The organism is Isoptericola sp. Y541, from assembly GCF_059445465.1.
The window spans coordinates 65,556-88,395 of sequence record NZ_JCAIUJ010000004.1; the positions used below are offsets into that span (position 1 = coordinate 65,556).

The 22,840-nt window shown below is 75.1% G+C and carries 20 protein-coding genes; 9 read left to right on the forward strand and 11 right to left on the reverse strand.

The window, feature by feature from the left end; genetic code table 11:
- Positions 1-16: 16 nt before the first annotated feature.
- Positions 17-1,108, reverse strand: coding sequence for an HrcA family transcriptional regulator (locus AC1C2V_RS10540; RefSeq protein ID WP_495389562.1), 1,092 nt, complete (start codon positions 1,106-1,108; stop codon positions 17-19).
- 289 nt (positions 1,109-1,397) lie between these two features.
- On the opposite strand from AC1C2V_RS10540, the gene AC1C2V_RS10545 reads away from it, so the two are divergent.
- The 3 genes from AC1C2V_RS10545 (at position 1,398) to AC1C2V_RS10555 (ending at position 5,620) form a co-directional block, all read left to right on the forward strand.
- A complete protein-coding gene (locus AC1C2V_RS10545) occupies positions 1,398-1,601 on the forward strand; it encodes a hypothetical protein (RefSeq protein ID WP_495389563.1) in 204 nt (67 codons plus the stop codon).
- 107 nt (positions 1,602-1,708) lie between these two features.
- Positions 1,709-4,645, forward strand: a complete 2,937-nt coding sequence (locus AC1C2V_RS10550) for an ATP-binding protein (RefSeq protein ID WP_495389564.1) — start codon at positions 1,709-1,711, stop codon at positions 4,643-4,645.
- 99 nt (positions 4,646-4,744) lie between these two features.
- Positions 4,745-5,620, forward strand: coding sequence for a DUF3097 domain-containing protein (locus tag AC1C2V_RS10555; protein WP_495389565.1), 876 nt, complete (start codon positions 4,745-4,747; stop codon positions 5,618-5,620).
- Positions 5,621-5,623: 3 nt separating this feature from the next.
- Here the strand turns inward: AC1C2V_RS10555 and AC1C2V_RS10560 are convergent, their stop codons facing one another.
- Complete coding sequence (locus AC1C2V_RS10560; protein WP_495389566.1) at positions 5,624-6,187, reverse strand: DUF4282 domain-containing protein; 564 nt, start codon at positions 6,185-6,187, stop codon at positions 5,624-5,626.
- 131 nt (positions 6,188-6,318) lie between these two features.
- Here AC1C2V_RS10560 and AC1C2V_RS10565 point away from each other — a divergent pair, with 131 nt between their 5' ends.
- Positions 6,319-6,768, forward strand: coding sequence for a DUF4870 domain-containing protein (locus AC1C2V_RS10565; RefSeq protein ID WP_495389567.1), 450 nt, complete (start codon positions 6,319-6,321; stop codon positions 6,766-6,768).
- A gap of 11 nt (positions 6,769-6,779) precedes the next feature.
- Here AC1C2V_RS10565 and hemW read toward each other — a convergent pair whose 3' ends face one another.
- A complete protein-coding gene (gene hemW, locus AC1C2V_RS10570; protein WP_495389568.1) occupies positions 6,780-8,111 on the reverse strand; it encodes a radical SAM family heme chaperone HemW in 1,332 nt (443 codons plus the stop codon).
- The gene (gene lepA / locus AC1C2V_RS10575) at positions 8,111-10,000 is read right to left on the reverse strand and encodes a translation elongation factor 4 (protein ID WP_495389569.1); all 1,890 of its coding nucleotides are present in this window, start codon (positions 9,998-10,000) and stop codon (positions 8,111-8,113) included. The genes hemW and lepA overlap by 1 nt, the downstream gene beginning before the upstream one ends.
- A gap of 220 nt (positions 10,001-10,220) precedes the next feature.
- Here lepA and AC1C2V_RS10580 point away from each other — a divergent pair, with 220 nt between their 5' ends.
- From AC1C2V_RS10580 to AC1C2V_RS10595, 4 genes are read left to right on the forward strand one after another with little or no spacing between them, the layout of a single operon-like run.
- Complete coding sequence (locus tag AC1C2V_RS10580; protein WP_495389570.1) at positions 10,221-10,790, forward strand: DJ-1/PfpI family protein; 570 nt, start codon at positions 10,221-10,223, stop codon at positions 10,788-10,790.
- A 10-nt stretch (positions 10,791-10,800) separates the two neighbouring features.
- Positions 10,801-11,712 carry a maleylpyruvate isomerase N-terminal domain-containing protein gene (locus AC1C2V_RS10585; RefSeq protein WP_495389571.1) on the forward strand — a complete coding sequence of 304 codons (912 nt, stop codon included), beginning with the start codon at positions 10,801-10,803 and terminating at the stop codon, positions 11,710-11,712.
- Positions 11,713-11,743: 31 nt separating this feature from the next.
- Positions 11,744-11,938: a hypothetical protein gene (locus tag AC1C2V_RS10590; protein ID WP_495389572.1), complete on the forward strand. Its 195-nt coding sequence runs from the start codon at positions 11,744-11,746 to the stop codon at positions 11,936-11,938.
- Positions 11,939-11,956: 18 nt separating this feature from the next.
- Entirely contained in the window at positions 11,957-12,529 is a 573-nt protein-coding gene (locus AC1C2V_RS10595; protein WP_495389573.1) for a type II toxin-antitoxin system PemK/MazF family toxin, read from the forward strand.
- On the opposite strand, the gene AC1C2V_RS10600 is transcribed toward AC1C2V_RS10595, so the two are convergent.
- From AC1C2V_RS10600 to AC1C2V_RS10615, 4 genes are read right to left on the reverse strand one after another with little or no spacing between them, the layout of a single operon-like run.
- Positions 12,471-13,223: an ABC transporter ATP-binding protein gene (locus AC1C2V_RS10600; protein ID WP_495389574.1), complete on the reverse strand. Its 753-nt coding sequence runs from the start codon at positions 13,221-13,223 to the stop codon at positions 12,471-12,473. The genes AC1C2V_RS10595 and AC1C2V_RS10600 overlap by 59 nt on opposite strands.
- A complete protein-coding gene (locus AC1C2V_RS10605; RefSeq protein ID WP_495389575.1) occupies positions 13,220-14,959 on the reverse strand; it encodes a branched-chain amino acid ABC transporter ATP-binding protein/permease in 1,740 nt (579 codons plus the stop codon). Before AC1C2V_RS10605 ends, AC1C2V_RS10600 begins: the two co-directional genes overlap by 4 nt.
- A complete protein-coding gene (locus tag AC1C2V_RS10610) occupies positions 14,959-15,834 on the reverse strand; it encodes a branched-chain amino acid ABC transporter permease (RefSeq protein WP_495389576.1) in 876 nt (291 codons plus the stop codon). Before AC1C2V_RS10610 ends, AC1C2V_RS10605 begins: the two co-directional genes overlap by 1 nt.
- 11 nt (positions 15,835-15,845) lie before the next feature.
- On the reverse strand, positions 15,846-17,051 hold the full coding sequence (locus AC1C2V_RS10615; RefSeq protein WP_495389577.1) for an ABC transporter substrate-binding protein: 1,206 nt from the start codon (positions 17,049-17,051) through the stop codon (positions 15,846-15,848).
- A gap of 309 nt (positions 17,052-17,360) precedes the next feature.
- Between AC1C2V_RS10615 and rpsT the strand changes: the two genes are divergently transcribed.
- Positions 17,361-17,621, forward strand: coding sequence for a 30S ribosomal protein S20 (gene rpsT, locus AC1C2V_RS10620; protein ID WP_495389578.1), 261 nt, complete (start codon positions 17,361-17,363; stop codon positions 17,619-17,621).
- Positions 17,622-17,751: 130 nt separating this feature from the next.
- Here rpsT and holA read toward each other — a convergent pair whose 3' ends face one another.
- The 3 genes from holA to AC1C2V_RS10635 form a co-directional block, all read right to left on the reverse strand.
- Entirely contained in the window at positions 17,752-18,684 is a 933-nt protein-coding gene (gene holA / locus AC1C2V_RS10625) for a DNA polymerase III subunit delta (RefSeq protein ID WP_495389579.1), read from the reverse strand.
- A 192-nt stretch (positions 18,685-18,876) separates the two neighbouring features.
- Positions 18,877-21,522 carry a ComEC/Rec2 family competence protein gene (locus AC1C2V_RS10630; protein ID WP_495389580.1) on the reverse strand — a complete coding sequence of 882 codons (2,646 nt, stop codon included), beginning with the start codon at positions 21,520-21,522 and terminating at the stop codon, positions 18,877-18,879.
- Between the two features lie 74 nt (positions 21,523-21,596).
- Complete coding sequence (locus tag AC1C2V_RS10635) at positions 21,597-22,763, reverse strand: ComEA family DNA-binding protein (RefSeq protein WP_495389581.1); 1,167 nt, start codon at positions 22,761-22,763, stop codon at positions 21,597-21,599.
- Positions 22,764-22,840: the final 77 nt, after the last annotated feature.

Consider the following 22,840-nt stretch of genomic DNA (forward strand, 5'->3'; position numbering starts at 1 on the left):
TCGGGGGCTTCTGGGGTCAGTTGGGCAGCATGCGGGACAGGTAGCGAGCGACCGCGCGCACGGAGGCGATCGTGCCCGGATAGTCCATCCGGGTGGGGCCGATCGAGCCGAGGATGGCGACCGTATCCCCGTCGCTGCCGTAGCCGGAAGCGACGACGGAGGTCTCCGCGAGCCCGTCGAGCCGGTTCTCGTGGCCGATGCGGATGCCGACGCCGCCGCCGCGGGGGTCGGCCGCCAGCTCGGTGAGCAGGCCCAGCAGCACCACCTGCTCCTCGAGGGCCTCGAGGACCGGGCTGAGGCCCTGCTCGAACCGCATCTCGGCCCGGGCGAGGTTGGCGGTGCCCGCCAGCACGATGCGCTCCTCGCGCTGCGCGCCGAGCGTGTCGACCACGAGATCGGCGATGCCGCGGACCAGCGGGGCGAGCCCGGGGTCGACGTCGGCCACCACACGGCCGAAGGCGTCGGGCAGCTCGGACAGCCGCTTGCCGGCCGCGGCGGCGTTCAGACGGGCGCGCAGCTCGCCGAGGGTGCCCTCGGCCAGGGCGTCGGGGTCGTCGTCCTGGCCCGGCGGGGCGTCGGCCACGACGACGGCCGGCTCCGCGCCCGGCTCGGCGCCGACGTCGAGGAACCGCTGCTCCACGCGCCCGGTGTCGGTGATCACGACGACGAGCAGCCGCGCGCCGCCGACGGGGACGAGCTCCAGGTGCCGCAGCCCGGACAGCCGCAGCAAGGGGTACTGCACCACGGCGACCTGGCCGGTGAGCTGGGCGATGAGCCGCCCCGCCCGGCCGAGCACGTCGTCCAGGTCGACCGCCTCGGAAAGGAAGGTCTCGATCGCCCGGCGCTGCGGGCTGGTCATCGGGCGGACCTCCGCGAGCCGGTCCACGAACAGCCGGTACCCCTTGTCGGTGGGGATCCGGCCGGCCGAGGTGTACGGCTGGGCGATGTACCCGGCGTCCTCGAGCGCGGCCATGTCGTTGCGGATCGTGGCGGGCGAGACGCCGAGCCCGTGCCGCTCCGTGAGCATGCGCGACCCCACCGGCTCGCGCGTGTGGACGTAGTCCTCCACGATCGCGCGCAGCACGGCCAGGCGACGTTCCTCGCTCACTCGCCCCTCCTCGTGCCGTTGGTCCTCAGGTGCCCTGCGGCTGCACCGGACATTCTCACTGGGCGCTCTCACTTAGCACTCTCGTACCCCGAGTGCCATCCTACGCGGCGCCGCGGCGTGCCCGCGGGTCGCCCCGCCGTGACCTACGCCCGGCCTGAGGTGCCCCGCCCCGCCCTGAGGTACCCGGCGCCCGCAAGATGCGGCACATGACCGATCCGCGGAGGTACCTCATCCGCGCAGGCTGGATTCACCGCCGGGTCATCGGGGCCCGCGGCGAAGGAGGACGGTCATGAGCGAGTTCCTGTACTACGAGGAGCACCGGCAGCGGGCGGACGAGGCCGCACGGCGCGCCGAGCGCGTGGCAGCCCTCCGACGGGCCCGGGGCGAGGACCTGGGGGGCCGGCGGCCCCGTGACCGCCGGCGCCCGCGCCGCCGGCCCGAGCGCCGCATCTGGGGGCTGCCCGCCGATCTCACCCGGGCGTGGCCCACGTGACGGCCGTGGCGCCCGCCGACCCGCCGCTGGCGCCCGCCCCGGCCGACACATCGTCGGACGGAGCACCGGAAGCAGCACCAGACACCAGGCCATCGCCGCATCCGGCGATGGCCTGGCACGTGGCCTGGCACGTGGCCTGGCACGATGGCGACGTGCCCGTCTCCACCACCCGCCGTCCGACCGTCCCGCCCGGTTCTCGCCCGCCGATGGTCGGGCGGGACGCCGAGCTCGGCGCCCTGCGGGACGCGTACGCCAGGGCGCTCGACGGGTCGGGCAGCGCCCTCGTCGTCGGCGGCGAGGCGGGCATCGGCAAGACCCGGCTGGTCGAGGAGTTCCTCGCCACGCTCTCCGGCCAGGCCGGACAGGCTGGTCAGGGGGACGCCCTGGTGCTGCGCGGCCAGTGCTCCGACTCGGGTTCCGGGCCCATCCCGTACGCCGGCCTCGGGGGCGTGCTGGCCGACGCCGTCGATGCCGTCGGGCCGGCGGCGACCCTCGAGGCGGCCGGGCCCGCGGCGGATGCGCTGGGCCTCGTCACCCCGGGCCTGGTGGACGTGCGGCGCGACGTCGACACCGGGCGCCTGCCCGAGGTGCTCAGCGACCTGACGTCCGCCCTCGCCGCCGACCGGCCCGTCGTCGTCGTGCTCGAGGACCTGCACTGGTCGGACGACATCACCCGCACCGTCCTCGTCCGCCTCGCGCGCTCCGCGCCGCGCGCGACGATGCTGGTGGTCGCCACCTACCGCAGCGACGACGTGGGCCGGCGACACCCCCTGCGCACCACGCTCGCCGAGCTCGAGAGGTCCCGGCTGGCGACCCGCGTCGACGTGCCGCGTCTGGACGCCACGGACACCACCCGCCTCGTCACCACGCTCGTCACGACCCACGGGCGGACGCCCGAGCTGCCGGGCGCGCTGCTCAGCGAGCTCGTCGAGCGCGCCGAGGGCGTGCCCTTCTACGCCGAGGAGCTTGCCGAGTTCGCCGGCGACGCGATGCCCGACTCCCTGCGGGACCTGCTGCTCCTGCGCTACTCCACCCTCAGCGACGCCGCCCAGACGTTCTGCCGCGCGGTGGCCGCGGCCGGCCAGCGCGCCCCGCACGAGCTGCTCGCCGCCATGCTGGGCGCGGACGGGCTGGACCGGGCCGAGACCGCGGCGCGCGAGGCGGTCGAGGCGCACGTGCTCGTCACGGACGCCGACGGCTACCGCTTCCGCCACGCGCTCATGCAGGAGGCGGTCGACGACGAGCTGCTACCGGGCGAGGCACGCCGGCTGCACGCGGCGTGCGCCCGCGCGCTCGAGGAGGGCGGCCGGAGGCTCGCGGACGTGGCAGCAGCGGCCGACCACTGGTGGCGGGCCAGGGTGCCCGACCGCGCGCTCGCCTCCGCGGTGGAGGTCGTCACGGCGGCCGAGTCCGACGGCGCGACGTCGACGGCCGTCGCGGCGGGCGAGCGCGCGCTGGAGCTGTGGGACCTGGTCCAGGACGCCGAGCAGGTCGCCGGGATGCACCACGCCGCCCTGCTCCGCGTCGTCTCGGTCGCGCTCCAGGACGCCGCGCAGGTCGACCGGGCGGACGCTCTCGCGCGGGAGGCCGTCGCGGAGTGGCCCGCCGACGACCCGGGCGGCCGGGCGCTGGCCCTTCACACCCTGGCGCACATCCGCGCCAAGGCGGGCGACCCGGGATCCGACGCCCTCCTGGACGAGGCCCTGGCGCTGCTGCCCGACGACGACCACGCCGGGCGAGCGCCCCTGCTGCGGCTCAAGGCGCGCAACGCGATGATGGACCAGCGCGACGAGGAGGCGATCGCCGCCGCCGGCGCGGCGCTCGACGCGGCGACGGCGGCGGGCGACCACCAGAACGCCTCGATCGCCCTCAACCTCCGGGCGATGAGCCGCCTCAGCGGCGGGGACCTCGACGCCCTCGCGGAGCTCGAGCGTTCCCACGAGGTGGCGGGCGACGACTGGCGCGCCCAGTGCCACTACTACACGAACGCCTCGGATTCCCGCCTCAAGCTGGGCCGGTACGCCGAGGCGGAGCACCTCGCCGAGTCGGGCGCGCGCCTGGCTCGCGCGCTCGGCGCCGGCTGGGCCACGCGGGCGATGCTCGAGGGCAACGTCGCCGAGGCGTGGATCGGGCAGGGCCGGTGGGCCGACGCCGAGGCCTGGTACGAGCGGTCGGTGCCGCTCATCGATCCCAGCGACTACGCCGTCTACCTCGGCGAGCGGTGGACCTGGCTCGCCATGTGGCGCGGCGACCTCGAGAGGGCGCAGGCGCGGGCGCGTGCCCATCGCGCCACGTGGCAACGTTTCGGGCAGGTGGAGGAGCAGATCCGCGCGCGTATCGCGGGCACGCTGGCGGAGCTCGCGCTGCTGCGCGACGACCTGGACGAGGCGCTCGACCTGGTCACCATCGCGATCGACCCGGACGCCCTCTCGCCGTTCTACCGGCTGACGACGCTCGGCGTCGCGGCACGGGTCCTCGGCCGCGCCCGGTCCGCCGGGCGCGCGGTCGACGTCACCCCCTACCGGGAGGCGCTCGCCACCTGCACCGTGTGGCCGACGTACCCGATGTGGGCGGCGCTGTTCGCCGCCGAGCTGGGCGACGGCTCGTGGGAGGCGGTCGCCGCGGCCGAGGGCCCGGCGTACCTGCGCCCCTACGCCCTGTACCGGGACGGCGAGTCCCTGCTCGCCGCCGGCGACCGCTCCGCCGCCCGGGCGCGGCTCGAGGAGGCAGCGGGTGCGGCCGACGCGATCGGGTGCGGCCTGGTGGCCGGCCAGGCGCGGGCGCTGCTCGACGGCGCCGGCCTCGCGAAGGGCGGGAGCACCGGCCGGGCCGCCGTCGCCGGCGCCGAGCGTGCCCTGACCGACCGCGAGCGCCAGGTGCTCGACCTGGTCGCCGAGGGGCTGACCAACGGGCAGATCGCCGAGCGGCTCTTCATCAGCCGCAAGACCGCGTCGGTGCACGTCTCCGCGATCCTGCGCAAGCTCGGGGTGGCCGGCCGCACCGAGGCCGCGGTGCTGGCGCGCTCCACCGACGGCAAGGGCTGAGCCGGGTCCGAGCCAGTTCTGAGGCCTGGCCGAGCAGCGCGTGTCTGGCACCGCGTGTCGGGCACCGCGCGGCCTCGGGCCGCGCCTAGGCTCGCGCCCGTGTCCGACCGCTACGGCTCCGACGTCCTGTCCTCCGCCCCCGTCCCCGGCGCGCCGGACGGCTCCGCGCACCATCGCCGCCGCCCCGTCTCGCGGCCGACCGCCGCCGAGCGGGGGCTCGTGGTCGAGGAGGTGACCAGCGGGTGGGTCGGCGCCGTCGTGCGCGTGGAGAAGTCCGGCGGCATCCATCTCGTGGTGCTCGAGGACCGGCGCGGCCGCACCCGGTCGTTCCCGCTCGGGCCCGGCTTCTGGGTGGACGGGCAGCCCGTGGAGCTCACCGCGCCGGTGCCGACGCGGGCCCCGGCGCAGCCCACTCGCACGGCGTCCGGCTCGGTCGCGGTGCGCGGGCAGCGGGCCCGCGTGGCGCGCGGTAGCCGCATCTGGGTGGAGGGCAAGCACGACGCGGAGCTGGTCGAGAAGGTGTGGGGCGACGACCTGCGCGTCGAGGGGGTCGTGGTGGAGATGCTCGACGGCGTGGACAACCTCGCCGATGCCCTCGACGACTTCGACCCGACCCCCGAACGCCGCGTGGGCGTGCTGGTGGATCACCTGGTGCGTGGCTCCAAGGAGCAGCGCATCGCCGCCGACGCCCTGCGCCGCGTGCCGCGTGGCACGGTGCTGGTGCTCGGGCACCCGTACGTGGACGTGTGGCAGGCCGTGAAGGCCGAGCGCGTCGGGCTCGAGGCGTGGCCGACGATCGATCGAGGCACGGAGTGGAAGCGTGGCATCCTGCGCGAGCTCGGCTGGCCGGCGTCGTCGGCCCAGGACGTCGGCCTGGCCTGGCAGCGGATCCTGGGGACGGTGCGCGACTACCGCGACCTCGACCCGGCCCTGCTGGGCCGGGTCGAGGAGCTGATCGACTTCGTCACCGCGTGAGCGTCAGGCGATGCCGTCGCGCTTCGCGTAGGCGTTCACCTTCTGCGAGAGCGAGATGAGCGCGACGAAGCACTCGAGCACGATCCGCGCGAAGGCGAGGTAGAGGAGTGCGAGGATCCAGCCGAAGAGCAGGAAGAGCACGCCGACCCACCAGTCCTGGGCGAACGACGCGATCAGGCCGCCGAGCCAGTAGATCGCGGTGATCACGACCACGATGATGTAGACGACCCTGACCACCGTGGGCGTGATGTACCGGCTGAACGAGAAGTCGAACAGCGCGCCGAAGAAGTTGCCCCCCACCGCTCCGATCGGGGGGAGCGCCGCCGCGGACCGGTCCGGCGGGTACTCGGACCCTGGGTAGAGACCCGGGTCGGGCATCTGACCCTCGTAGGGCTGCTGCGGTTGCGCGTACGGCTGGTCGCCGTAGGGCGGCTGCCCGCCGTGCGGGGGCGGCGCGGACGGCGGCTGCTGGCCGTACGGCTGCGTCGGCTGGCCCTCGGGCTGGTGTGGCGGCTGGTACGGCGGCTCCTGCGGATCGCCGGGCTCACGCGGCGTGTTCTCGCTCATCGTTCCTCCTGAGTCGTCGAGGGGACGCACCCGGCAGGGTCGGCCCCTCCCGCTCCCACTCTCGCGGCCGCGGAGGGAGCGCGCCACCGCTCGAGTGCCCGTGACCACCGCAGTTGCGCAAAGATGGACCCATGAGCCAGCCCCCGTACGGACCTCCGCCGCAGCAGCCCCCGGGTCAGCCGCCGTACGGCAGTCAGCCCCCGTACGGGCCGCCCGGCTACGCGCCGCGGCCGCTCACGCCGGCGGACGAGCGGACATGGGCCATGGTCGCGCACCTGGGACCGCCCGTGCTGGCGGTACTGAGCTTCGGCATCCTCGGCTTCCTCACGCCGCTGCTCGTCTGGCTGTTCCTGCGTGACCGCAGCGCGTACGTGGCCGACCAGGCCAAGGAGTCGCTGAACTTCCAGATCACGCTGCTCATCGGCTACGCGATCGGCTGGATCACGGTCCTCGCCTTCATCGGGCTCGTCATCCTGCCCGTCGTCTGGATCCTGTCGATCGTGTTCGGCATCATCGCCGCCGTCGCCGTCAACCGGCACGAGGCGTACCGGTACCCGGTCAACATCCGCGTCGTCTCCTGAGCCTCGGAGCGTCAGGGGGTGAGCTCGCGCACCACGGCGTCGGCCAGGAGCCGCCCCTGGCGCGTGAGCACCACGCGCCCGCGCACGGCCGCGACGCCGTCGAGCAAACCGCGCGCCACCAGCCCGGCGACCGCCGTGCGCCGTGAAGGGTCGAGGACGTCGAGGTCCAAGCCCTCGCGCAGGCGCACCCCGAGGAGTACACGCTCGAGCTGCGCCTCGGCGGGAGTCAGCAGCTCGCGCCCGGCGCCCGGGGAGGTGCCGGCCTCCAGCAGCGCGGCGTAGCGGCGCGGGTGCTTGACGTTCCACCAGCGCACGCCGGCATGCTCCCCGTCGGTGGGCCCGGCCACGTAGGAGTGGGCACCCGGCCCGATCCCCCACCAGTCGTCGCCGCGCCAGTAGGCGAGGTTGTGCCGGCACGCGTGGTCGCCCCCGCGGGCCCAGTTGCTCACCTCGTACCAGCCCAGGCCGGCCTCCGTGAGCAGGTCGTCGGCCAGCTCGTACTTGGCGGCCTGGTCGTCCTCGTCCGGCAGCGCCAGCTCCCCGCGCCGCACCTGGGTGTGCATCTTGGTGCCGGGCTCCACGACCAGCGCGTACGCCGAGACGTGGTCGACGCCGGTCCCGAGCACCGACTCCAGCGACGTGCGCCAGTCGTCGACGGACTCCCCCGGCGTGCCGTAGATGAGGTCGAGCGAGACGTCGAGGCCGGCGTCGCGGGCCCAGGCGACGGCGTCGGGCACGCGGCGCGGGTCGTGGGTGCGCTCCAGCGTGGCCAGCACGTGCGGGACGGCGGACTGCATGCCGAACGAGACCCGCGTGAACCCGGCGTCGGCGAGCACCCGCAGGTTCTCCGGCGTGACGGAGTCCGGGTTGGCCTCCGTGGTCACCTCGGCGCCGGGGGCCAGCCCCCAGACGTCGTCGACGCCCCGCAGCATCCGCGCCAGGTCCGCGGCCGGCAGCATCGTGGGGGTGCCGCCGCCGAAGAACACCGTGGACACCGGTCGGTCGCCCAGGCCCGCGTCGTCGAGCACCCGGGCCGCGAGGCCGACCTCGCGCAGCGCCGTCGTCGCGTACGCGGCCTGGTTGGCCCCGCCGCCCAGCTCCGACGCCGTGTAGGTGTTGAAGTCGCAGTAGCCGCAGCGCACCGAGCAGAACGGCACGTGCACGTACACGCCGAAGGGCCGGGTCTCCGCGGTGGTTTCGACAGGCTCAACCAGCGAATGCGGGGTTTCGACAGGCTCAACCAGCGAAGACGGGTTTTCGGCGGGCCGCACCCACTCCGGCAGCGCGCCGTCCGCGGGCACAGCCATGCCGCCCAGACCCCGCGCTTCGGGCAGCGCGGGCACTACTTCTTCTTGTCCTTGGCGTCCTTGCCGGCGTTGCCGTCGGAGGAGAGCGCGGCGATGAAGGCGTCCTTCGGGACCTCGACGGAGCCGATGTTCTTCATGCGCTTCTTGCCCTCCTTCTGCTTCTCGAGGAGCTTGCGCTTACGGCTGATGTCGCCGCCGTAGCACTTGGCGAGCACGTCCTTGCGCATGGCGCGCACCGTCTCGCGGGCGATGACGCGCGCGCCGACGGCGGCCTGGATCGGCACCTCGAACTGTTGGCGGGGAATGATCTCCTTGAGCTTCGCCGTCATCGTGACGCCGTAGTCGTAGGCCTTCTCCCGGTGCACGATGGCGCTGAACGCGTCCACCTGGTCGCCCTGCAGCAGGATGTCGACCTTGACGAGGTCGGCGGCCTGGTCGCCGGTCGCCTCGTAGTCGAGCGACGCGTATCCGCGCGTGCGGGACTTGAGGTGGTCGAAGAAGTCGAAGACGATCTCGGCGAGCGGCAGCGTGAAGCGCAGCTCGACGCGGTCCTCGGACAGGTAGTCCATGCCGAGCATCTGGCCGCGGCGGTCGTTGCACAGGCCCATCACGGTGCCGACGAACTCGCTCGGGGCGAGGATGGTCGCACGCACCACGGGTTCGCGGACCTCCTTGATCTTGCCGCCCGGGAACTCCGACGGGTTCGTCACCTTGACGGGCGTACCGTCCTCGAGCGTGACGTCGTAGACGACGTTGGGGGCGGTGGAGATGAGGTCGAGGTCGAACTCGCGCTCGAGCCGCTCGCGCACGATCTCCAGGTGCAGCAGCCCGAGGAAGCCGACGCGGAACCCGAAGCCGAGGGCGACCGACGTCTCGGGCTCGTAGTTGAGCGCCGCGTCGTTGAGCTTCAGCTTGTCGAGGGCGTCGCGCAGTGCGGGGTAGTCGGACCCGTCCACCGGGTAGAGCCCGGAGAACACCATCGGCTTGGGCTCGCTGTACCCGCCGAGCGCGGCGGGTGCCGGCTTGCTCGCGTTGGTGACGGTGTCGCCCACCTTGGACTGGCGCACGTCCTTGACGCCCGTGATGAGGTAGCCGACCTCCCCGACGCCGAGGCCCTTCGTGTGTTTCGGCTCGGGCGAGATGACGCCGATCTCGAGCAGCTCGTGGGTCGCGCGCGTCGACATCATGACGATGCGCTCGCGCGGGCTGAGGCTGCCGTCCACGACCCGCACGTACGTGACGACGCCGCGGTAGGTGTCGTAGACCGAGTCGAAGATCATGGCCCGGGCCGGGGCGTCGGGGTCGCCGACCGGGGCCGGGACCCGCTCGACGATGCGGTCGAGCAGCGTCTCGACGCCGGCGCCGGTCTTGCCGCTGACCCGCAGGACGTCGGCTGGGTCGCCGCCGACGAGCCCTGCGATCTCCTCGGCGTACTTCTCCGGCTGCGCGGCCGGCAGGTCGATCTTGTTCAGGACCGGGATGATCTCGAGGTCGTTCTCCATCGCCAGGTACAGGTTGGCGAGCGTCTGGGCCTCGATGCCCTGGGCGGCGTCGACCAGCAGCACGGCCCCTTCGCACGCCGCGAGCGAGCGGGAGACCTCGTACGTGAAGTCGACGTGGCCCGGGGTATCGATCATGTTGAGCGCGAACGGCGTCTCGAGGCCGGCCTCGTCCACCACGCTCCAGGGCATGCGCACGGCCTGCGACTTGATCGTGATCCCGCGCTCGCGCTCGATGTCCATGCGGTCGAGGTACTGCGCCCGCATGGCCCGCGCCTCGACGACGCCCGTGAGCTGCAGCATGCGGTCGGCGAGCGTCGACTTGCCGTGGTCGATGTGCGCGATGATGCCGAAGTTGCGGATGAGCTCGGGCGCCGTGGCGTTCGGCTCGATGCGCGCACTGAGCGCGGGTCCAGGAATGGGCAACGCGATCTCGCTCCGTCAGGGTGGCTGGGGTGGGGTGGAGGGTCCGGCCATTGTCCCACGCCCACGTCCGCTGCCCGCCCCTGCCATGTCCCTGCCGCCCGCCCCTGCGCCCGCCTTGCTGCCCCCGGCCTCCCCGCCCACCGTGCGGGCGTCGCCCGTCCCTGCCTACGGTCGTGGACCGGGCACGACGAGAGCTGCCGGGACGACGAGAGGAGCCGCCATGGCCGACCTGACCGGGAAGCGAGTGCTGGCGATCGTGACGAGCTACGGCGTCGAGCAGGACGAGCTGCTCGTGCCGCTGGAGCACCTGCGCGCCGCGGGCGCCGACGTGGTCGTCGCGTCGAACGAGCCCGGCGACGTGCGCACCCTCGTCGGCGACAAGGACCCCGGCCGTCACGTGCCGGCCGACGCCACCTACGACCAGGTCGACACCGCGGGCGTCGACCTGCTCCTCGTGCCCGGCGGCACGCTCAACGCCGACACGCTGCGCCTGCAGGACGCCGCCGTCGGGTTCGTCGACGACTTCGCCCGCCGCGGGCTCCCGGTCGCCGCGATCTGCCACGGCCCGTGGGCCGTCGTCGAGGCGGGCCGCGTCGCGGGGGCGACCCTCACCTCGTACCCGTCGCTGGCCACGGACGTGCGCAACGCGGGCGGCACGTGGGTGGACCGCTCGGTGGTGCGCGACGACGGTGCCGGGTTCCCGCTGGTGACCTCGCGCACCCCCGACGACCTGGACGACTTCCTCGAGCAGGTCGACGCGGTGCTGGGTGAGCAGACGACCGGACGCTAGCCTCGGCGCCATGCCGATCGAGCTGCCGTCCGAGCTGCCCGCCGCGCAGCCGTCCACGCTGCCCGCCGCACAGCTCCGGCCCGAGGTCGACCCGGGCACGGGACGCCGCACCGACGGCGGTCGTGAGCCGGACCGCCTCGCCCTCCTCGCGCGCCTCCAGGAGTCGTTCGCCGCGGCCGTCCCGGGCACCGACCCCGACGCCCTCGTGCCGGCGTGCGGCGACTGGCGCGTGCGCGAGCTCGTCGTGCACCTCGCCGGCGTCCACCACTGGGCGGCCGGCATGGCCGTGGGCGACACCTCGCGCTCCGAGGACCTCACCCGGCCCGACCTCACCCGGCCCGACCTCCCCGCCCCCGACGGCGTCCGGCCCGCGCTCGCGGCGCTCTACCGGGAGCACGCGGCCGAGCTGCGGTCGACGCTGGCCGCCGCGGGGCCGGACGGCGCGGCACGCACGCTGGTGGGCGACGGACCCGCGTCGTTCTGGTGGCGCCGGCAGGGGTACGAGACGCTCGTGCACCTGCACGACCTGCACGCCGCGCGGCTCGGCTCCGGGCCCGCGGCCGTCGAGGAGGGCGCGGTCGGCGTCGCGCCCGAGGTGTGGGCCGACGCCGCCGACGAGGTGGTCACGATGTTCCAGCCCCGGCAGGTCCGGCTCGGGCGGATGTCGCCGCTGCGCGACCTCGTGCGCGTCGTCGCCTCCGACCTGGGCTGGTCGTGGACGCTGGGCGCCCACGAAGACGGCAGAGCTGACAGCGGGGTGGACGGCGGGTCGGAGGACGAACCGACGGCGACCGTCGCGGCACCGGCCCACGGGCTCGCGCTGCTGCTCTGGGGCCGGCTCGACCTCGCCGAGGCGGGCGCGACCGTCGACGGCGACGCCGCCGCGGCCCGGCGCACCCTCGCTGCCCCGATCGTGCCCTGAGGCCGCACCGGCACCGATGAGTCCGCACACCGTGGCGGGTCCACCCGCCACGGCATCCGACACCAGCCGGTCCGGCACGACGGCGACCACCGCGACCGCCGCGACCGCCGCGCGGAGCCTGGCCGCGGCCGTGCCCCGGAGCGCGGCCGAGACCGTGCCGGGCGCCGACCATACCTGGGACCCGGAGGCGATGGCCGCCCGGCTGGCCCGGTTCGTCCTGGGCTGAGCCCTTAGGCTGTCGGCCGTGGCGAACCGATGGCTGAACCTGCTGGTCGACGTGCTGCGCTCGGCGAAAGCCCCGTCCCGGCGCACCTCCCCGACGCGACCCGGCCGCGCCGCGGGCACCGGACGCCCCACGAGCACCCCGCGCACCACGCGCACCACGGCGCCGACGACCGGCTACCCGGGCGACTTTACCGGCACGGTGCAGCCCGTCTACGCGCCGCAGCTCGACGGCGACCCGGACCCGGGCGAGGTCGTGTGGACCTGGGTGCCGTACGAGGAGGACCAGAAGAACGTCAGCAACCCACGTGGAAAGGACCGTCCCGTCCTGCTGATCGGGCGCGACGGCCCGTGGCTCCTGGCGCTCCAGCTCACGAGCAAGGACCATGACCGGGACGCCGCTCAGGAGGCCCGCTGGGGTCGCCTCTGGATGGACATCGGGACCGGGGCCTGGGACGCGCAAGGCCGGCCGAGCGAGGTTCGCCTCAACCGGGTGGTCCGCGTGGCCCCGCACGCCGTGCGGCGCGAGGGCGCCGTCATGGACCGCCGGACGTTCGACCGGGTCGCCGCCGCAATGGCGAAGGCCCGCCGCTGACCCCCAGGTAGGCCGCCACGACCGCCTCGTCGGCGAGCAGCCGGTCGGCCGGGCCCTCCTGCACCACCTGCCCGCCGGCCAGCACGTAGCCGTGGTCGGCGGCCCGCAGCGCGCGCCGCGCGTTCTGCTCCACCAGCAGCACGGCCACCCCGGCGGCGCGGATCTCCGCGATGACCGCGAAGACCTCGTCGACGACGCGGGGCGCCAGGCCCATCGACGGCTCGTCGAGCAGCACGATCCGCGGCTCGGTCACCAGCGCCCGGCCGATGGCGAGCATCTGCTGCTCCCCGCCCGACAGGGCACCCGCCGGCATCCGACGCCGCTCGGCGAGGACGGGGAACCGGTCGTAGACCCCCTCGACGCGGCCGGGCTCGCGCCGCCCGCCGAGCTGCAGGTTCTCCTCGACCGTGAGCGTGGCGAGCACCTGCCGCCCCTCGGGCACCTGCACCAGCCCGGCCCGCACCAGCCGGTGCGCCCGCGCCCGGGTGACGTCCCGCCCGTCGAGCAGCACCCGGCCGCCCGAAGGGCGCACGATGCCGCTCACCGCGTTGATCACGGAGCTCTTGCCCGCCCCGTTGGCCCCGACCAGCGTGACCAGCCCGCCCGCCGGCACCTCGAGGCTCACCGACCGCACCGCGCGCACCCGGCCGTAGCTCACCTGCAGGTCCGTCACCGACAGCAGCGGCGCGCTCATCGGGCCCCCTCCCCCTGCTGCTCCTGCGCGGCGTCGTCCTCGGTGCTCTCCTCGGTGCTCTCCTCCGTGCTCTCCTCCGTGCCGAGGTACGCCGCCACCACCCGCGGGTCCCGGCGCACCTCGTCCGGCGGGCCGGCGGCGATGACGGCCCCGAAGTCGAGCACCACCACCCGGTCGCAGGTGCGCATCACCATCGCGACGTCGTGCTCGATCAGCAGCACCGTCAGCCCGTCGTCCGCGAGCGAGGCGATCAGCGCCGACAGCGACTCGGCCTCGACGGCGTTCATCCCCGCGGCGGGCTCGTCGAGCACGAGGAGCGACGGCTCCGCGGCGAGCGCCCGCGCGATCTCCAGGCGCCGCTGGTCCCCGTACGACAGGGCGGCGGCGTCCGTCCGGGCGGACGCCGCGAGCCCGACCCGCTCGAGGCAGCGGCCGGCGCGCACGACGGCCGCCCGCTCCTCGCGGCGCGCGGACGGCGCCCACACGAGGCGGCGCAGGGCCGTGGGCCGCGTCGTCAGGTGGGCGCCCACCAGCACGTTCTCCAGGGCGGTCATGCGGCCGAACAGCTTGGCCTGCTGGAACGTGCGGCTGATCCCCGCGGCGGCCACCCGGTGCACGGGGGTGCGGGCCGGGTCGACTCCCAGCACGTCGATCCGGCCCGAGGACGGGGCCACGAGGCCGCTGATCATGTTCACCAGCGTCGTCTTGCCGGCGCCGTTGGGCCCGATCAGCCCCAGCACCTCGCCCGCGCGCAGCTCGAGGTCCACGCCGCGCACGGCGTGCACCCCGCCGTAGTCCTTCGACACGCCGCGCAGCGCCGCCACGACCTCGCCCGACCCGGGGGTGTCGGGCCGGGGACCGGCGGCGGGTGGCCGTTCGTCGTCGGACACCCCCACGAGCCGCGGCCGCCGTCGGGGCAGGAGGCTCGCCAGCCCGCCGGGCCGGAACAGGATGACGACGAGCAGCAGCAGGCCGGCCAGGAACGGCCGCACCCAGCCCGCCTCGACGCCGAGGGCGCGCTGCGCCTCGGGGACCACGGTGAGGAACGCGCCGCCCAGGACGGGGCCGAGCCACATGGTCGACCCGCCGACGACGGCGGTCACGAGACCGTCGATCGCCGCGGTGAACCCGAAGTCGGACGGCACGACCAACCGCACGAAGTACGCCCACAGCACCCCGTACGCCCCGGCGACCGCCCCGGCCGTGACGAACGCCGCGAGCCGGTGCCGCCCGACGTCGATCCCCGTCGCGCGGGCGGCGAGCTCGTCCTCGCGGATGGCCGCGAGCGCCCGCCCGAACCGGCTCGGGCCCTGCCGCCAGAACGCGTAGGCGACGACGGCGAGCAGCGCCCAGGCCATCCACGGCTCCAGCAGCTTGGGCACGCTCAGGCCCTGGGGGCCGCCGCTCCAGTCGGCGTTGAGCAGCACGATGCGCACGGCCTCGGCGAAGCCGAGCGTCGCGATCGCCAGGAAGACGCCGCGCAGGTGCATGGTCGGCAGGCCCAGCACGACCGCGGCGACCGCCCCGACGACCACACCGATCCCGAGGGCGACCACGAGGGCGACGCCGTCGCCGACAGCCTCCGGGTCGGGGGCCAGCGTGGCCGACACGTACGCCGCGACGGCCGCGAAGCCCGCCTGACCCAGGCTGAGCTGGCCGGCCACCAGCACGGCGTAGAAGGAGTAGGCGAACAGCCCGGCGAGGGCCACGAAGACGAGCGTCGACTCGCCGAGCATCACACCTCCCTGACCCTGCTCTTGCCGAACAGCCCCTGCGGGCGCACGACGAGCAGCAGGAACAGCAGCGCGAACGCCACGAGGTCGCGCCAGCTCGACCCGATGTACTGGACGGCGAACACCTCGGCCAGACCCAGCAGCAGCCCGCCCACGAGCGCGCCCGGCAGGGAGCCCATGCCCCCCACGACGATCACCGCGAGCCCCTTGAGCTCGATCGCGGCGCCCATGTCGAGCTGCGCGCTGTTGACGTTCATCGCGAACAGCGCGCCGGCGACAGCGCCCAGCGCGGCGGAGATCGCGAACGTCGTCGACGTCACGCGCTCCACGTCGACGCCCACCACCCGGGCCGCCCGGGGGTTCTCCGCGACGGCGCGCATGCTGCGTCCCAGGCCGGAGCGGGACACCAGCACCGTGAGCCCCACCATGAGCACCACGGAGATCACCAGGATGACCACCTGCACCAGTGTCACGCGGGCCCCGAGCACCTGGTAGCCCTGCTCCGGGAACGCCCCGGCCGGGAACCGGCGGGTGTCCGGGCCGTACCGCCACTGCAGCAGGGCCACGAGCATGCCGCCCAGGGCAATGGAGGCGATCAGGCCGGCGAAGTGCGCGTCGGGGCGGTGGCGCAGCGGGCGGAACGCCACCCGCTCGACCACCAGGCCGAGGATCCCGCCGACCACCGCCACCAGGGGCAGTGCCAGCCAGATCGACAGCCCGGCGGCGTCGACGAGCTCGATGCCGACCAGCGCGCCCGCGGCGAACACCGCGGGATGGGCGAGGTTCAGCCGGTCCAGGATGCCGAAGACCAGCGTGAACCCGATGGCGAAGAGCGCATAGATCGACCCGATGGACAGGCCGTTCAGCAGCTGCTGCATGACCGGCGGCGTCAGTCGAGTGCGACGAACTGGCCGTCCGTGACCACCTGGACCACGCCCTCGTGCACGGCGTCGCGGTTCTCGTCGATGCTCAGGGTGCCGAGCACGGTGTCGAGGTCCTGGACCGAGCCGAGGTTGTCGCGGACGTCGTCGGGCTCGGCCGAGCAGCCGGCCCGCACGGCGGCGTCGATCGCCTCCAGGCCCGCGTACGCCTGGGCGGCGAACTGGTCGGGCGCGGCGTCGTTGGCCTCCTCGTAGGCCTCGAGGAACTCGGCGTTCTGCGCGTTGTCGGTGGCCGCCGAGTTCCAGGCCGCCCCGACGATCACGCCCTCCGCCGCGTCCCCGGCGTCGGCCATGAGCTGCGGGTTGTTGAACCCGTTGCCGCCGATGATCGGCACGTCGATGCCGAGCTCGCGGGCCTGGGTGACCAGGGGCACGGCGGCCTCGATGAGGGCGGAGACGACGATCGCGTCCGGATCGGCGGCCTTCGCCTCGGTGAGCAGAGGCCGGAAGTCGGTGTCCGAGACGGAGAACGTCAGGGTCTCGGAGACGTTCACGCCCTCGGCCTCGAGTGCCTCGGCGAACACCTGGTAGCCCGAGTCGGTGAACGCGTCGTCGTCGCTGTACATGACGACCACGTCCTTGAGGTCGTGCTCGGCGACGGCGGCGGCCACCGTCTGCGGGATCACCTGGCCCTCCGTGAGCGAGACCCGGTGGATGTACTCGCCCTGCTCGGTGATGCCGTCCGCGGTGTTGGAGATGGCGACCACCGGGACGCCCTCCTCCTGGGCGATCGGCTGCGCCTGGAAGGCCACCGTGGACAGGGTGGGCCCGATGATGGCGCTCACCCCGTCGGCGGCGAGCTTCTCGAAGACGGTGATGCCCTGGCGCGGGTCCGTCTGGTCGTCCTCGATCGCGAGCTCGTAGGTGACGCCGTCGTCGGAGAGCGCGTCGGCGGCCAGCTCGAGGCCCTTGCGCTGCGACTCGCCGTAGCTGCCCGCGGGCCCGGTCAGCGAGAGTGCCGCGCCGACGGGCACCGGGTCGGCGATGGCGCACTCCTCGCCGGTCCCTTCCCCCTGGAGGTCGCCGCCCGAGGCGTCGGAGCCCCCGGAGGAGCACGCGGCCAGGGCGAGGGCGGTGACGGACGACAGGACGAGGGCGGTGGTGCGGCGTGCGGACCTGCGGGCAGACGGGCGTTCGAGCGACGAGCGGCGCATGGATACTCCTCGAAGGGCGCCCGGTTGCTCGGGCGCGGCCGGTGTGACACGACGGTGTGGTGCACCTGTCCGGGATGACGACCTCCACGATCTGATACGAATGCCCGAAGCGCATCTCACATGGCGGCATGCTGAGCACGGTTCTGTCGCACCGCAGCCTCTGCTATCGTTGATGTTTGCGTGTCCGCCCAGGTCGGCGGGCACAGCCGCGGTTCCTCTCCACGGGTTCCCCACCCCAGTCCCGGAGCTGCGGCCGCCCTCTACGACCTATCCGCTCGCCGGCAGGCGAACACACCAGGAAGTCCACACGTGGCAAACATCAAGTCCCAGATCAAGCGCATCAAGACGAACGAGAAGGCGCGCCTGCGTAACAAGGCCGTCAAGTCTGAGCTGAAGACGCACATCCGCAAGGTGCGTCAGGCCGTCGCCGCGGGCGACAAGGAGGCCGCGACCGCGGCTCTGCAGACCGCGACGCGCAAGCTCGACAAGGCGGTCTCGAAGGGCGTCATCCACGTCAACCAGGCCGCGAACCGCAAGTCGTCCATCGCGAAGTCGGTCGACGCGCTCTGATTCGTCGCGACCCGTCCGCCTGACGGCGGACCGGCAAGGCTCCGAAGGGCGCCGCACCCCCGGGTGCGGCGCCCTTCGTGCGTCCGGACCCGGATGATGTGGGCCCGCTGGGTGTTGTGGGTGCGGGGGCTCAGCCGCGCCGAGACCGCGCGATCGCGAGCACGGCCGTCTCGACGGCGTAGACCGGGTCGCGACCGCCGCCCTTGACGTCCGCGTCGGCCTGCGCGACGGCGCCGATCGCGGTGGCGAGGCCCTCGGGTGTCCAGCGCGAGAGGTCCCGTTGGGCGTTGCGGACCTGCCAGTCCTGGAGCCCGAGCTGCCGCGCGGTGGCCGCGCCGCCCCGGATCGCCGCGACCCGGGCCAGGGTGCGCAGGCGCAGCGCGAGCGCCGCGACGATCGGCACGGGGTCGGCGCCCGTCGCGAGCGCGTGCCGCAGCAGGGCGACCGCCCCGCCGGCGTCGCCCGCCACCGCGGCGTCGGCGACCTTGAACCCGGTGGCCTCGACCCGGCCGCCGTAGTAGCGGTCGACGACGCCCTCGCTGATCGTGCCCGCGGTGTCCGCCACGAGCTGGGCGCACGCGGAGGCGAGCTCGCGCAGGTCGGTGCCCAGGGCGTCGACCAGGGCGCGGACGGCCGCCGCGTCGGCGCGCCGCCGCGCGGCGCGGAACTCGCCCGTGACGAACTGCACCTTGTCCGCGTCCTTGCTGATCGGGTCGCACTCGAGCACCGGCGCCCCGCTCGCGACGATCGCGTCGAGCATCTTCTTGCCCCGCTGCCCGCCGCCGTGCACCACCACCACGACCGTCTCCGGGTCGGGTGCACCCACGTAGCGGACGACGTCGGCGACGAGCTCCTCCGTGGCCGCCTCGGCCGACCGCACCACCACCACGCTCGGCTCGCCGAAGAGCGAGGGGCTCGCCGCCACGGCGAGCTGACCTGCGGCGTACGTGCCGCCGTCGAGCTCGGTCTTCTCGGTCTCGGCGTCCCGCTCCCGCGCCAGGTGGACGATGCCGTCCACCGCGCGCTCGGCGAGCAGCCCCTCGGGCCCGCGCACCAGGATCACGGGGGCGAGGGTCGGGTCGTCCCACGGACGGCTGTTCGCCCTGCTCGTCGTGGCGCCGCCTCGACGAGGCGCTCGGGACTGACGGGACGTCGGGGCGGGAGGCACGCGCCCAGCCTGCCACGAACCGCCGACGCTCCCGCATCCCGGGCCGAGCCGCGGCCGGGCGGCGGAGACGTCCCCCCTGTCGCCCGCCTACCCGCACGCGAGCCCGATCTCCTCGCCGCGCTGCACGAGCACCGCCGTGCCGCACTCGTCGGTCCGCACCACCGCGGAGCCCACCGAGCCGTACAGCGCCAGCGCGGCATCGGTCGGGTGGCCGTACGTGTTGTCGGCGCCGACGCTCACGAGGGTCACCCGCGGGGAGAGCAGCTGGGCGAGGGCAGCGGACTGCGACCGCGAGCCGTGGTGCGCCATCTTGACGACGTCCACGTCCGCCGCCTCGCTCGACGACATGCCCGACGAGGCGAGCACGCCCGCCAGCGCGTCCTGGGCCGGCTCCTCCAGGTCGCCGAGCGCGACCAGGTCGAGGCCGCCCGCGGTGTGCACCCGGAGCGCCACGCTGGCGTCGTTCGCCCCGTCCCCCTCCGCTCCCGCGTCCGTCCCCGAGCCGCCGGCGCCGGACGCCCCGAGCACCTGCCACGTCGCGGAGCCCGACTCGCCCTCGTCCCCGACGCCCGCGACCTGCACTGGTACCCCCACCGCGGCGAGACCGTCGCGCACGGCGGCGGCCTGGGCGGCCGGCTCCGCGAGGGGCGAGACGAGCGCGGCGTCGACGCGTCGATCCCGCAGCACCGGCTCCAGCCCGCCGACGTGGTCGGCGTGGAAGTGGCTGAGCACCAGGAGGTCGATCTTCGTCACGCCGAGGTGGTCGAGGCAGCGGGCCGCGTCGTCCCCCGCCGGGCCGACGTCGATGACGATCGCCGAGGCCGCGCCCGTGCGCACGGCCATCGAGTCGCCCTGCCCGACGTCGCAGGCCGCCACCTGCCAGTCGTCCGGGACGGCGGCGCCGGCGCCCGCGAGCCTGGGCACGGCCAGGACCAGGACCGCCAGCAGCGCGGCGCCCGCGAGCCCGGCGGCGACCGCGGTCCGCGCCCGGCCGTGCCGCAGGACCGTACGGCGCACCCGGCGCCGGACGCCCCGGCGAACCTGACGCAGGGTACGTGGCGCGGCGTCGCGCCACTCGCGCCGCCAGCCCTCGCCGGGCGGCCGGCGCAGCACGGCCGCCAGCGCGGCGACGGTGAGCAGCGCGAGCGCGGCGACACCACCCAGGCCGCCGGGCCAAGCAACGCTCGCTCCCGGGAGGTCGGCGAACCACCGCGCCACACCCGCGATCCACCCGGTGGCGAGGCCGGCCAGCCACGCGACGGGCAGGGCGAACCCGGGCGCCCACGGAGCCAGCAGCGTCGCCACGAGCCCGAGCACCGTGGCCGGGACCAGCGCGGGGGTCGCCAGCAGGTTCGCGGGCACCGACGTCAGGGGCACGTGCGGGTCGAGCAGCAGCAGCACCGGGCCGCAGGCCGCCTGCGCCGCCCACGGCACCGCGAGGGCGAACGCGAGCGGCCGGCCCGTCCACGGCGCCAGGCGGCGCGCCAGCGGGCCCGCGAGGAGCACGAGCCCCGCGGTCGCCGCGCAGGAAAGGACGAAGCCGTACGAGCGGGCGAGCCACGGGTCGACGACCAGCAGCGCCGTCGCGGCCGCCGCCAGCGCGGGGGCGCCCGCCGAGGGCCGCCCGAGCGCCAGGCCGAGGAGCGCGGCCGCGCAGGTCCACGCCGCCCGGAGCACGCTCGGCTCCGGGCGCACCAGGAGCACGAACGCCGCGGCCGTGGCGGCGATCACCGCGACCCGCACGCCGCGCGGCACCCGGGCGAGCGCGCACAGGCCGGTGAGCGTGGCCACCACGATCGCGAAATGCCCACCGGAGACGGCCGTGATGTGCGTGAGGCTCGTGACCCGCATCGCCTCGTCGATCTCCGGTGGCACCCGGCTCGTGTCGCCCACGGCCACCCCCGGCACCAGCCCGCGCGCCTGCGGGGACAGCCCTGCCGTGACGTCCAGGAGCGCCGCGCGCAGCACGTGGGTCGTGCGCAGCAGGGCGCCGGGCGGCTCGCGCTCGGCCACCTGCCCCGCGCCGGTCAGTCTGGCAACGGGCCCGTCGCCGTCGCCGACCGACCGCAGCACCCCCGAGACCGCCACCGTGGCGCCGTAGCGCGGGGCGGGTCCATCGGCGGTCACCTCGACGAGCCCGCCGCCCGGCGCGCCGACCCCCCGCGCCGTCAGCTGCTCGACGGCGAGCACCCATCGGACCCCGTCGCCGAAGACCGCGGGCCGTGCCTCGGACGCGACACGCCCGACGACGGTCGCGTGCGCCCCTTGAGCCGACAGCGACAGGAGCGGCACCTGGCGTGCTGTCTGGGCCTGTACCCCCAGCGCCACCGCAGCGAGGCAGACCAGGGCGAGCACCGCGTGCGCCCCGGCGGACCGCCCCCACCCGGCCCGGTGCCGGACGGGGGCGGCTCCACGGCCGGCCGCGGCGAGCCTGCCCGTGACGAGGCCGGTCGTGACCCGCCCGGTCGTCACCAGCCCGGTCGTCACCAGCCCGGTCGTCACCAGCCTGATCGTCACCAGCCTGATCGTCACCAAGCCCAGCGCGACCAGCCCGAGCACGACAACGCTCGCGACCGCCACGACCCGCCCCCACGGTTGCGCCGGCCCCGTGAGCGCCCAGGCCCCCGCCCAGGTGACGACCGCCGCGGGGACGAGCCGCAGGTCGACGTGCCGTCGAGGTGCGACGGCCGCCGCCGTGGCGGGCGTCGTGGCGGGCGTCGTGGCGAGTGCCACGGCCGACGCCTCGGCCGGAGCATCGACCCGAGAGTCCACCCGAGCATCGACCGGCATGACGACCGGCACCGCGCTCACAGACGGACCAGGTCGCGGACCTGCTCCAGCACGGACGGGCCGATCCCGGACACCTCGTCGAGCTCGTCGACGCTGGTGAAGGGCCCGTTCTCGTCCCGCCACGCGACGACGCGCTCGGCGAGCGCAGGCCCGATGCCCGGCAACTCCTCGAGCTGGGCGGCCGATGCCGTGTTGAGGTCCACCCCGCCGGCGCCACCGTCCCCCGCCGCGGGCGCACCGCTCGCGGCGGGTGCCGCCTCCTGCGGTGCCTCCCCCGGGCGCGGCACCCGGATCTGCTCGCCGTCGACCACCGCACGGGCGAGGTTGACGGCCGCCGTGTCCGCGCGCCGCGTGGTGCCACCGGCGGCTGCGACGGCGTCGGCCACCCGGGCCCCGACCGGCACGGTGACCAGGCCGGGCTCGCTCACCTCGCCCACGACGTGCACCACGACCACGCCGGCCGCCGAGGGGTCGGACGCCGGCGCGGCAGGTTGCTCGGCCGGCGTCCCCGCCGGCGTCCCCGCCGACGAGGCCTCCGACGACCTCGCCGTCGGCTCTGCCGACTGTTCTGCCGACGGCTCGATCGACGACCCGGACGAGGCGTCCCCGGCCACGAGGGTGGTCACCCCGTCGGGCCGCACCGTCGCGACGACCGCCACCACGACGGCCACCAGCAGCACCGCCATCGACGCCACGACCGCTAGGCGCAGCCCGAGCGACCAGCGGCGGGACCCGCCCCGGTCGTGTGCCTCGTCGAGTGGGTGGCCGTGCGCCGCGGCGTAGGCGGCCGCCACGTGCCGCGCCGAGCGGCGGGCCCGCAGCCGCTCGGCGAGCTCGTCGTCCGGCGCCGCGACGTCCCCGGCACCGACCTCCCCCGCACCGACGTCATCGGCACCCACGTTCCCGACACCCACGTCCCATGCGCCGACGTCCCGTGCGCCGCCGGCCGGCGACCGCGGGGCGTCGTCCCTGACCGCGTGCCAGGTGGCGTGCCAGGCGTGCAGCCGCGCCGCGGCCTCGTCCAGAGCCGACCCTGGTGCCGGCGTCGATCCGGGTGCCGGCGTCGATCCGGGTGCCGGCATCGATCCGCGCGCCGGTGCCGATCCCGGCGGGCCGCCGAGGGCCGGTCCGGGCGGCAGCGCGCCGTCGGATCCTGCGGGTTCGTGGGGGAGCGTCGTGGTCACGCGGCGACGCTAGGTCGCGGCGTTCCCCGGGCGGGCGGCCTCGCGGCCCGCCTGTGGACAGCAGGAACCTGGGGGCA

Coding starts and splice junctions, on each gene's coding strand:
- AC1C2V_RS10585 (WP_495389571.1), top strand. CDS start 10,801: ATGCCGATCGAGCTGCCGTCCGAGCTGCCCGCCGCGCAGCCGTCCACG.
- AC1C2V_RS10545 (WP_495389563.1), top strand. CDS start 1,398: ATGAGCGAGTTCCTGTACTACGAGGAGCACCGGCAGCGGGCGGACGAG.
- AC1C2V_RS10610 (WP_495389576.1), bottom strand. CDS start 15,834: ATGCAGCAGCTGCTGAACGGCCTGTCCATCGGGTCGATCTATGCGCTC.
- AC1C2V_RS10605 (WP_495389575.1), bottom strand. CDS start 14,959: ATGCTCGGCGAGTCGACGCTCGTCTTCGTGGCCCTCGCCGGGCTGTTC.
- AC1C2V_RS10565 (WP_495389567.1), top strand. CDS start 6,319: ATGAGCCAGCCCCCGTACGGACCTCCGCCGCAGCAGCCCCCGGGTCAG.
- AC1C2V_RS10560 (WP_495389566.1), bottom strand. CDS start 6,187: ATGAGCGAGAACACGCCGCGTGAGCCCGGCGATCCGCAGGAGCCGCCG.
- AC1C2V_RS10580 (WP_495389570.1), top strand. CDS start 10,221: ATGGCCGACCTGACCGGGAAGCGAGTGCTGGCGATCGTGACGAGCTAC.
- AC1C2V_RS10600 (WP_495389574.1), bottom strand. CDS start 13,223: ATGAGCGCGCCGCTGCTGTCGGTGACGGACCTGCAGGTGAGCTACGGC.
- AC1C2V_RS10550 (WP_495389564.1), top strand. CDS start 1,709: ATGGCCTGGCACGTGGCCTGGCACGTGGCCTGGCACGATGGCGACGTG.
- AC1C2V_RS10615 (WP_495389577.1), bottom strand. CDS start 17,051: ATGCGCCGCTCGTCGCTCGAACGCCCGTCTGCCCGCAGGTCCGCACGC.